The 10236-nt window shown below is 64.1% G+C and carries 1 protein-coding gene and 2 pseudogenes; 1 reads left to right on the top strand and 2 read right to left on the bottom strand.

Annotation, left to right across the window (positions count from 1 at the left end):
- Positions 1 to 148, top strand: a pseudogene (locus tag A3A5_RS43025) (IS5/IS1182 family transposase); the annotation flags it as partial.
- Between the two features lie 56 nt (positions 149 to 204).
- On the opposite strand, the pseudogene A3A5_RS37760 reads toward A3A5_RS43025, so the two are convergent.
- Positions 205 to 9233 (bottom strand): annotated as a pseudogene (locus A3A5_RS37760) (hemagglutinin repeat-containing protein).
- Between the two features lie 742 nt (positions 9234 to 9975).
- Positions 9976 to 10236 (bottom strand): transposase (locus A3A5_RS40815; protein WP_198293108.1); only part of this gene is annotated, 261 nt, incomplete at its 5' end.

Raw genomic sequence — 10236 nt, 5'->3', positions numbered from 1 at the left:
GAATCTGTTCAAGCACAAGAAGGCTCGCTACAGGGGATTGGCCAAAAACGGTGCGCAGTGCGACACCTTGTTTGCGCTGGCCAATCTGGTGATTGCAAAGAAAGCGTTGCTGCAATCAATGGACAATTCCGTCTGCAAGGCGGCATAAGGCGTGAAACCCGGGGCAAAAGCCCCAAAAAATGAAAATTTCCAACTGGCAAGCCGTCAAATCTGCTGTTGGTTGACAAAAAAAATCGGCATCACACTGGCAACGCTGCGCGCTGACGCTTTGTTCAGCGATTCCCTAGAGCCGACTCCACCTAGCATGCCAGGGATTGGATTGGGCGCATTCCACTTCGAAATGCCGTTCCCCACGCTCGTCCAATCTGGAGTCCACCACCCGCGTGGGTCCATTACCTTAGCAGTGGGGACCTCAATTACCTTGCCAACGCCGTAGCCGACCACAGTGCCAACTGTGGCTCCAGCAACTCCACCATTCGGATTTTCAACCTTCACGCCCGAACCAACAACGGAGCCACCAACGTTTGTTACGATAGATGAGCCCAATCCAGATCCAGTCGTAAGAAAGCCTGTTGCGGCCGCAATACCAACATCCAACCAGTCCGTCTGCCCAGATTGAAACATATAGTTCGCAGCCGCCCCAACTCCAGCACCGAACATCTTGATGCCAACGGCAGTGCCTGTTCCCCCGGTGACATAACCAAGCCCCACCATTCCTGCACCCGCAAGAGTTGCACCCACCGCATCTTTCTTGACGTTAGAAGTTACCAGCTCGTTGTAGGTCTGCCCCTTGCCTAGTTGAGCTTGTCCTCGGTTGTAAGTGGCTTGGTTGCCCGTAATGTATTGGCTGTTGTAGTCGTGGTTGGCATAGTTTGCATCGGATTTGTAGCCGTCACAGTTCAAATTCTGGCAGCCGAGAACGCCTCGCACCTCATAGTCATGCTTGCCTCCGGCTGCGTCGGCCGTCTGCTTATCCGAGTTACGAAGAATCTCGGCAACAATCCGACCTTCCGCATCCAGCTCCGAGATGCCGAGCTTCAGAGCCACAACCTTTGCGTTCTTTCTTGCAAAGTCATACTCACTCTGGTGAAGTTGACGATTGTAGCGATCCACATTCGCTGCCGTTGCCGCGCCAGAGCCTCCACCCACAACCGCGCCAATACCGCCCGCCGCAATATTGGCCGCCAGGTTGCCCAGTGTTTCATTGAGGTCGGCGTTCCCGGTGTTTGCTCCCTTGGTTACCGCGCTGCTCAGCTCGTTCAGCTTGCCGCCGGCAAGCGATGCAAGCCCGGCTCCCGCAGCACCTGCCAAGGCGTTACCGCCACCAAGTCCGGCGATGAGCGCGCCGCCAGCGGAATGCAGCGCAGCCCGGTAGCTGCCACCTTCGCCCCAGCTCTTGGCCTCGGCCAGGTATTGCTCTTGCAGCCTGGTGTCGCCTGCCTCGCCGGCGGCCTTGGCGTTCTTCATGGCCTCATCGTACTTGGCCGTGGCGACATCGCCCACGGTCTTCGCCACTGCCTCGCCTGCCGCCTGCGCTGCCGCCATCATGTCGGCCTGCTTGCTCAGCAGGTTGTCCAGATCCGGATTGCTGCCGACCTGCGTATTGGTCTTTGACGTGTCGCGCTGCAGCGTCGCCAGATCCTGCTTCTGGTTGGCGCTGTCGGTGATGTTCAGCGTGCCTTCGGCCACCGCCGCCTGGGCGATGCCACTTTCGCTACCGCTCTTGTGCTGCGGGACCATCGGGCTGATGCCGCCGGTATTCTTGCCGGAGGTCGGGCCGCTATTACTTTGTCCGGATGGAGTGCCCATTGTGCCGCCCGCGGAGACACCCATCGATGTGGCGCTGTAGTCCGAGTGGTTCTGGACATCGCTCCAGGTCAGGGTGCCAGTGGTCAGGCTGTTCTTGTCCTTACTGGCTTCGCTGGCGATCACCGCGCCCTTCAGGTCGGTGTTGCCCTTCACATCGATGTCGAAGCCGCCTTGCCCGGCGTAGATGCCGGACTGCTCGGAGACGTTCGCGTAGCTGCTGTCCGCCTTGCCCTTTGAGGCAGACAAACTGGCCGAGCCACCGCCCTGGCTGATGCTGAAGCCGCCGCCCATGCTTTGCTGGCGCGCATGGGATTCCTCGGTGTCCTGCCGGCTGGCGAGGTTCAGGTCGCCGCCCACATTCGCGATCACCTTGCCGCCGCTGACCGTGCCACCGAGGATGTTGGTGTCGTTGCCCGAGACGATGGTCACCGACTCCTTGCCATTGACATGACTGTTGGCCTGGCTCGCTCCAACCGTATCCGCGTTGCCCTTGGATTTCGAAGCCGAGGCCGAAACGCCAAAGCCCTGCGCACCGTATGACACGCCCACACTCGCGCTGCTGGACTTGTTGGTGCTGTGGCTCTCGTCGGTATCGGTTGCCGACACGATGTTCACATCGTTCCTGGCACCCAGCGCTACCTTGTTGGCATTGATGTCGGAGCCAACGACGTTCAGGTTGCCCGCCGTCTGGTTGCCGTCGGCATCCATGCCTGTGGCGACGAATGCTGCGGTACCGCCTGCCTTCACACGCGAGCCGTCGTGGCTGGTGCTGTTCTGCGTCAGCGTCTGCTTGCTCTGGCTGGTGCCCCAGGACAGGGTCACGGCTGCCCCGGCCAGCGGATTACCCATGGCTTGGGCAGTATCGGCCACGTCCCGTGCGGCGGCGATGCCCCACAGCGCCGAGGCCCGGCCGTCCTGGCTCTTGCCGGCGGAATTGATCTTGTTGCCGGCATTGATCGCCGCGCCGATGGCGCCGCCCGATACGCCCAGCGTAAAGCCGCTTTGCTTCACTTCGTGCGTCTCGTCGTGGTGGCGCGTGCCTTGCGCCGCCTCGATGGTGACGTCCGCCGCCACGCCCGTCACGTCCTTGGCCGCGATCAGGTCACTGCCGCTCACCTTGATTGTGCTGCCGGCTTTTAGATGCACACTGCCATCAGTGGCGCCGACGAGGCTGCCGGTCTGGGTCACCGCGCTGTCGTTGGTGGTGTCCTTCTGATCCCGCTTGCCGCGGGAAATGCCAGAGCCGGTCGCCCCGAATCCCGACTTGGTCGTGTGCTCATAGCTATGCGCGGAACTGGTGTTCTGCGCGCTGCCGATGGTCAGGTTGCGGCCCGCGTCCAGGTTCACATCATGCGTGGCCGCAACCGTCGAACCGGAGACCGTCAGGTCTCGCCCGGCGTTGGCCGAGACGCTGTCGCCTGATACCAGCGAACCCACCGCGACGGTCTGTTGCTGGCTGCTCTCCTTGGTCGTCTGCTCCTTCGACATGAAGCCCGAACGCTTGGTCTCCGACCAGCTCTGCGACTGGTGGGTCTCCGTGATGGTGCCCAACGTCACGTCGCCCGTGGCAACCAGGTTGGCAGCGCCCTTGTCGGTGGTCACCGCCGAACCCAGCACCGCCAGGTTGCCGGTGCCATTGCTGTCGGGCGAGGCAGGTGCGATGCCGTTGGCCTGCAGCACAGAATTCACACTGGCCGATTGCCCGGCTCCCAGGTTAGCGTTGTTGCCCGCGCGCACCGAACTGCCGCTCGCGCTCTCGTCAACCGACGATGTCGTGTACTGCGCGCCCTTGCCGCCGAGCGAGCCTTCGCTGTGTGTGCGCGTATCCATCAAGGCGGTGACGGTAGTGTCGCGCCCGGCGACCAGCGAAGCGTTACCGCCTGCCTGGATGGCGGAGCCAGTCAGCGTCGCATCGCGCCCGGCAACGACCACCGCATTCTGCCCGGCCTGCACCGCGCTGCCCGCGCCGGCGGTAGTCTGGTCATGGTAGTAGCTCTGGCCACCGCGCGAGCTGGAATCCTGGGTGGTGCCCAGCGCCACCGTGCCCAGGTTCAGGTCGCGGCCGGCCGCCAGCAGGGCGTTCTTGCCAGCATCGACGGTGCCACCGGCCATGTCGATGTCGCGCCCGGCGAGCACGGCCGCCGTACCGGTTGCCGTAATGCTGGCTACGGAACCGACCCCGGTTGCCCCGGCGCTGTGGGCGCCCATCGCGACCTGGTTGGTGACGGTCTGCGTCTCGTTGACGACGTCACGCCCGGCGGACACCAGGGTGTCGGTACCGGTGATGCGTCCGCCCAGGTTGCGTACGTCCTGCCTGGCCTGGACCACGGTAGTGCCGGTGCTGCCAAGCTGGCCCCGGTTGACGATGTTGTTGCCAAGCACCTGCGTGGCGAAGTCTCCAACGATACGGCCGCTGTTGTCGACGTCACCGCTTGCGCCGATCGCCACGGTCTTGCCAGCCACCAGCGAGCCGGTATCGGACAGGTTCACCGTGCTGGCCTGTGCCAGGTAGAGCTTGGGCACCAGTACGGACTGGCGGCTGCCGTCGGGCAATGTCACCTCTTGCGACACCAGCCACACCATGTCCGTGGTGAGCTGGCGCATCTGCGCGTCGGTCAGACCCACGCCCGGCGTCAGGCCGAAGGCATTGGCGTATGTCACGCCGTTCGTCATGAGGGCCTTGTACTCCTCGAGCTGGTCAGAGTACCCGGCAAGGAACGTGCGGCCAGTCAGCTGGGTCACCTGGTCACGCACCAGCTTTTCTTCGTAGAAGCCATCGCCCAGGCGCTTCTGGATCTTCTGCGGATCCAGCCCAAGTTGCCCCAGCAGGTAGTCGCTGGAGATGAACGACTTGTACTGCGTAAAGCGCGGGTCCGTCGCCACCAGGTAGCTCGCGCCCGGTGCAGTCTGGAAACGGAACAGCCCATTGGTCGGCAGCGTCAGGTTCGGTAAGCCACCCTGCGCGGTGCCCACGGTTTGCGGACGGCTGCTCTGGCCGGCGAGGCTGCCCACCTGCGCTCCGACGGTACCGCCACGGGTCACGCCATTGGTAGTCACGGTCTGGCCCACCGTATTCACGGTCGCGACGGTCACATCCTGTGCCGCGATCTGCACTGCCTGGTTGGACGTGACCACGGCTGGCAGCGCCATCACCGTGGTGGGTGCTTGCGGCATGGTCGGGTAGGGCACAACCTGCGTGTCGTTGTTGCCACCGGTCTTCTGGCGCCAGTAGAAGGTTGAGGTCTCGGTTGTGCTGACGCTTTGCTGGAGCGCTGTGCCGGTGCTGGTGATCCCGCCACCGGGAGCCCGTGCGGCCAGGTCGCCGCCGGCGGCAATGAGGGAAGACTGGTTCAGGATCGACCCGCCCGCGCTGTTGATGCGGATCGCCCCGTTTGCCTGGATCTTGCCCGGGTCGGTGGCGCTCACCAACCGGTCGGTCGCGGTGGTGGTGGCTGTCGTGCGGGAGATTTCGCTGTAGTCGTGGCTGTCCTCGCCCAGGTCAAAGCGCATCCGCACCTCGTCCGGGCGGATCTGCCTGGCGGGATCCCAGTCGGGCCAGAAGGTGATGCTGTAGGTGCTGCCGTTGTCCGTGATGGACTGGTAGTGCTGCGTAGGCTCGCTGGTCAGATTGCGCGTGAGCGGCTGCGGCGGCGGGCAATCCGAGCAGATGACCCGCGAAGTCACATCGTAGTACTGCTCAACCGGTTGCTGCGCAAAGGAGAAGGTCCGTGCCGAGGAATCGAGATGATTGACTGTTGCTTTGTCCACCGTCAGCGTGACGGGCTGCATCAGGGCGTAGGTGCGGCTGGCGCTGACCGAGGCATTTTCGCCGTTCCACCTCCAGGCCGGGAATGTCACGCTCTCATGAAAACTCAGGTCCGCGCCGGTCATGCCGGCATTCCACATGGTCAGCGTCTCACTTTCCGTCTGCGCCGTGCCCGGCGCCGTGACGATGCTGGTGCGGGTGTTGCTGACCGTGCGCGCGGCAATGTCGATGTCGCCGTCCGCCTCGATCGTTGCGGATCGGTTGGTCAGGGTATTGACCTGATTGGCGAGCATGCCGCCGGCGTCACGCGTGCCGTCGCGGGCAATCTGCAGGTTGCCCGCGCTGTAGAGCGTCGCGCCATCGAGGTTTGACACCGAGTTGGTCGCGTAGACCTTGAGGTCCTGCGCGGCGGCGATGATCGCCGACGCGCCAGTGTTGGTCAGATCCGTGGCCTGCACCTGGACGGTATTGCCGATCACCGTGCCGGTGTTGTCCAGCGTCGTGCTCGTGGTCTGCACCGTATCACCCTCGATGCGGCCCGCGTTCGTGATGGCGTTGGCGGCCTGCACGGTGGTCGTGGTGCCGTTCATGCCGCCGCCGGTGGCATTGATGACATTGGTGCCGGCCACAGTCAGGTTGCCGGCGGCTGCCAGCGCACCCGTGTTGGTCAGCGTGCCGCTGGCGGCCACGTGCAGATTGCCGTCGGCCTTCAGGTGGTTGGCCGCGTCGTTCAGGTAGTCGCCCGCCACGTCGAGCGACAGGTCGCGCCCGGCCGTCATCTCGCCACTGCCGGCAATGGCGCCTTTGGCACTGACGTCCCGGTTGGCGCGCACGGCGCCGCCTGCGTTGCTCATCGACGCAACGTTGACCGTCACGTCCTGCCCGCCCAGCATGGTGCCGCCGTCGTTGGAAAGCGTCGCGCCCGCCTGGTCCAGCGTCAGGCCGGTGCCGCCATACAGCGTGCCGCCGCGGTTGTCGACCTTGTGGTTGGTGTTCAAGGTCAGTGCCCCGGCGGCGACCAGCGTCGCGCGGCCGGTATTGGCGAGATCCTGGGCGTTGACCGTCACGTGGCCGTTGCCGCCGATCGCGCCGCCCGTGTTATTGAGCGCCGTGGCCGAGGTGACCGTGGTCGAGCCCGTGCCGGCATTGACGAGCCGCCCGCCGGCGTTGTCGAGGCTGGCCGCCGAGACGACAGCCTGGCTGCCGGCGCCATTGGCGGCGAGCGTACCCCCGGCGTTGCCGAGCGCGCCGGCCGCGCTGACCGCGAGGTCGCCGCCGGTCTGTGTGGTGCCGCCCGTGTTGTCGAAGGCGTCGCCGCTGGTGAGCGACAGGCCGGTTTGTCCGTAGAGCGTGCCTGGGCATTGTTGACGGTGCCGGCCTGGGTAACGAGCGCGCCATTGGTCTCAATGCGGCCTGCGGTATTGGCAAGCGCGCCCTGGGTGGTGAGCGTGAGCGTGCCGGTACCGGCGTGGGCGATCTGGCCACCGTCGTTGATGAGCGCACCCGCGCCAAGGGTCAGGTTCTGGCCATTGGCGGCGAGCTTGCCGCCGGTGTTGTCCAGCGATCCACCGACGCTTACGGCGGCATCGGACTGCCCATACTGGCTGATAGTGCCGCTGCGGTTGACCAGGTCGTCCGTCGTGCACAGGCTGAGCTGGTCACCCTCGAGGCGGCCCGCGGTGTTATCGAGCGAGGCGGCCGACGCGTTCAGCGTGGCGCCGGAGATCGTGCCCTGGCGGTTGCTCAGGGCGCCCGCCACGGTGGCGGTCAGGGTGCCGCCAGCGGTCAGGCTGCCGGCATCGTTGTTCAGCGTGGTCGCGCTGACACTGGCATCGCCCGCGCTACTGATCTGGCCATGATTGACGATGGTGTCGGCCGTCAGTTTCGCACTGCCGTTGCCCCCGATCACGCCGCCCTGGGCGCCGGTCGCGGTGGTACCAGAGGCGTTGGTCAAGGCGCCGGCGGCGTGGATTGCCAGGCTGTCGCCGCCCAGCGACACCAGGCGCCCGGCGGTGTTGTCCACGGCGCCCGCGTCAACACCGAGCGCACCTTCGGCCTGGACGGTGCCTTGCGTGTTATTCAGTGCGCCGGCCGACTGGATGGTCGTCGCGCCCTGCGAGACGATCTGCCCGGCCTGGTTCGACACGCTGGCGGCCGTCAGGGAAAGATTGCCCTGGCTTGACAGTTGCCCCCGATCGTTGAGGAGGGTGCCCTGAGCGCTGGCAACGAGCGCGCCACCGGCGCTGGCCGCCGCCCCAGTCAGATCGAGGTTGCCTGCCGTTGCCGTCAGGTTCAGGTTGCCGTTGGCGCCGGTCTGGCTGCCCGCGAGCGTGACGCTCGCGCCCTGCAGGGTGGCGCTGCCGCCGGCGATGTTCCTGCCCGTGGCCGCCAGCGCGCCGTTTGTCGTCACGTTCAGATCCCCGCCTTGGACCACTGTGCCGTCGGCGTTGACGCCCGCGCCGAGCGTGCCGCTGGATGCCACGCGGTCGGCATTGACCGTGAGCGCTTGTTGCGCCGCCAGCGTTCCGCTATTTGTCAGGGCGCCGCCGGTGCTGACCGATGCCGCGCCAGTGCCGTAGGTGTTGCCGCTGTTTTCGATACCATCGCGCGCACTGACGGCCAGATTGCCGCCGGCGTTGGTTTGCCCCGCAAGGACCAGCTTGCCTTGCGCGGTGAGCATCAGGTCGCCAGCCTGCGCGGCCAGCACGCCCCGGTTTGAAACACCGACACCCAGCTCGGTCGAGGCCAGCAGGATCTTGTTGGCATACATGCCGCCCAACTGGCTCACGTCAATGCCAAGCGCCGGGGCGCCCCCGACGCCCGCCACCGGCGTAGCCGCCAGCGTGGCACGGTCCACCTGGTTCGCGCCGGCCACGACATTGATCTGGTTGGCATAGAGCGCCGCATTGGCCGACACCGCGCGCGCGATCAGGTCGACCTGATCGACGTTGGCCGCGTTCAGGCCCGCGCCCTCGATACTGATCTGGCCACCGGTCACGCGAAACGCATCCAGGCTGCCGCTGCCGCCGAATACCGGCACCCCGGTCGTGAGCGTCGCGCGGCTGGTATTGATAAAGCCCGCGCCATCCACGAGGATGCCGTTCGGATTGGCTACGATTACCTCGCTTTTGGGGCCCGCCACCTCAAGATACCCGCGCAACTGGCTCGGCAGCGTGCTGGTGACCTGGTTGACGATGACCCGGGCCGAGCCGCCCGGCAACAGGTTTGGATTGCCGTTGATGTAGCCCGCCTGCTGGGTTGAGGCCGCCGTCGGCGAGTTGTTCAGGATCACGCCGGTCCTTGGTACGTCGAACTGCGTGTAGGCATTGGCGGACACGCCCGCGGCCGAGGGGCGGGTGATGTTGACCTGAGGCAAGCCGTTGGCCGTCTGCCCAACCGTCGGACGATTCGCCCCGGAATTCGGGTCCGCCACCACCTGCGCGACAACCTGCACGGGTAGCCCTGCGGCCAGCCACGCCGCGAGTGTCAGGGCTGGCAGTGCAAAACGTGCGACGCGTAGCGCGGCTCCAGCTCCCGTCGCTCCCGCCGCACGCGTGCCGGCCTGCTGGCCCTTGCCGGTGCTGGTGGCCGACTCTTCAACGGCAATCAGCATGCCGCGATGCTTGTTGAAAACGAGACGGTAACGGCGGTGGTTCATAAGTCGGGAATCCGCGAGGCATTTTTACGCCTCGCAATATAGCCAAGATCTGTACCACTCAATCGTTAAAGATTGAAAAAGTTGCGAGAACTCAGTGAAGGTGGGAAATCTGAATTTTCCGATATACGGCAGTAGAGGAAAATGCTAGCCGTATAATCGCCGGCCTTGACGTTGAAGGGCCGCAGCCATCATTCTCCCCGTGCGGGATATGCATCCGGGCATCATTTATTGATCTGGAGTTTCTCCTCCGGCCGTAGACTGGTCTCAAGCCGCGGGTGACCGTGCTGCCCGGCGTTAAGTTGGCATGAATCCAAACTCCTTTGAGGATTTCCTTCCAGAGGGCAAGACCTTCGATACGCTTAGTGAACGGATTGCTGCTGTTCGGCCGACCGCTCCTCAGTGCTGCTCCCGTGAGTGGGGGGCATAGATTTTCGCATTACATCGCACTCGATGAATCTGCCGGTGGCTGAGATCGGACCCTTAGCGGTCGGTCAAGCGCGCTCCTCAAATATAGGTTCCTCGCCAATCTGCCTGCCGCTCGCGTCGCGGTAGTCAACGAAATCTATGATTCGGGATCATCGTAGGATTCAAAATAGAATCTCATTACGCCTCGAAACAGGACTGCAGAAACTCCGCCGATTAAGAAAGGAATTCCCCGGAAGGCAATGACATCAACAATGAAATACATCATGGCGGCCGCGATAGACGCGGCCCCGAAATGATTCCATCCTTCGACGATTACTCAGCAGTCAGAAATATATGCGACAGAAGGATGGCGGAAGAATGAGCGTACAAGCGCCGGATTTTCCGCCACGGTTTGAAGCTGTTCGTTGACCTTTTGTTGCAGGTCCTCACCTTTACGAAGAGGCCTGCGTGCCACACCTGTGCGCTTGGTATGACTCCACACCAACTCGTCTGGATTGAGGTCGGGCGAGTAGCCAGGCAAGAAGTGCAATGTGAGCTTGCCCTTTGTCGATTGAACGTAGCGCTTCACGCATGCCTT

Origin of the sequence: Cupriavidus sp. UYPR2.512 (assembly GCF_000379565.1) — a bacterium.
In the GTDB taxonomy this organism is placed as follows: Bacteria; Pseudomonadota; Gammaproteobacteria; order Burkholderiales; family Burkholderiaceae; genus Cupriavidus.
The sequence above is the reverse complement of the archived record's forward strand: the minus strand, read 5'-3'. Positions and strand labels throughout refer to the sequence as shown.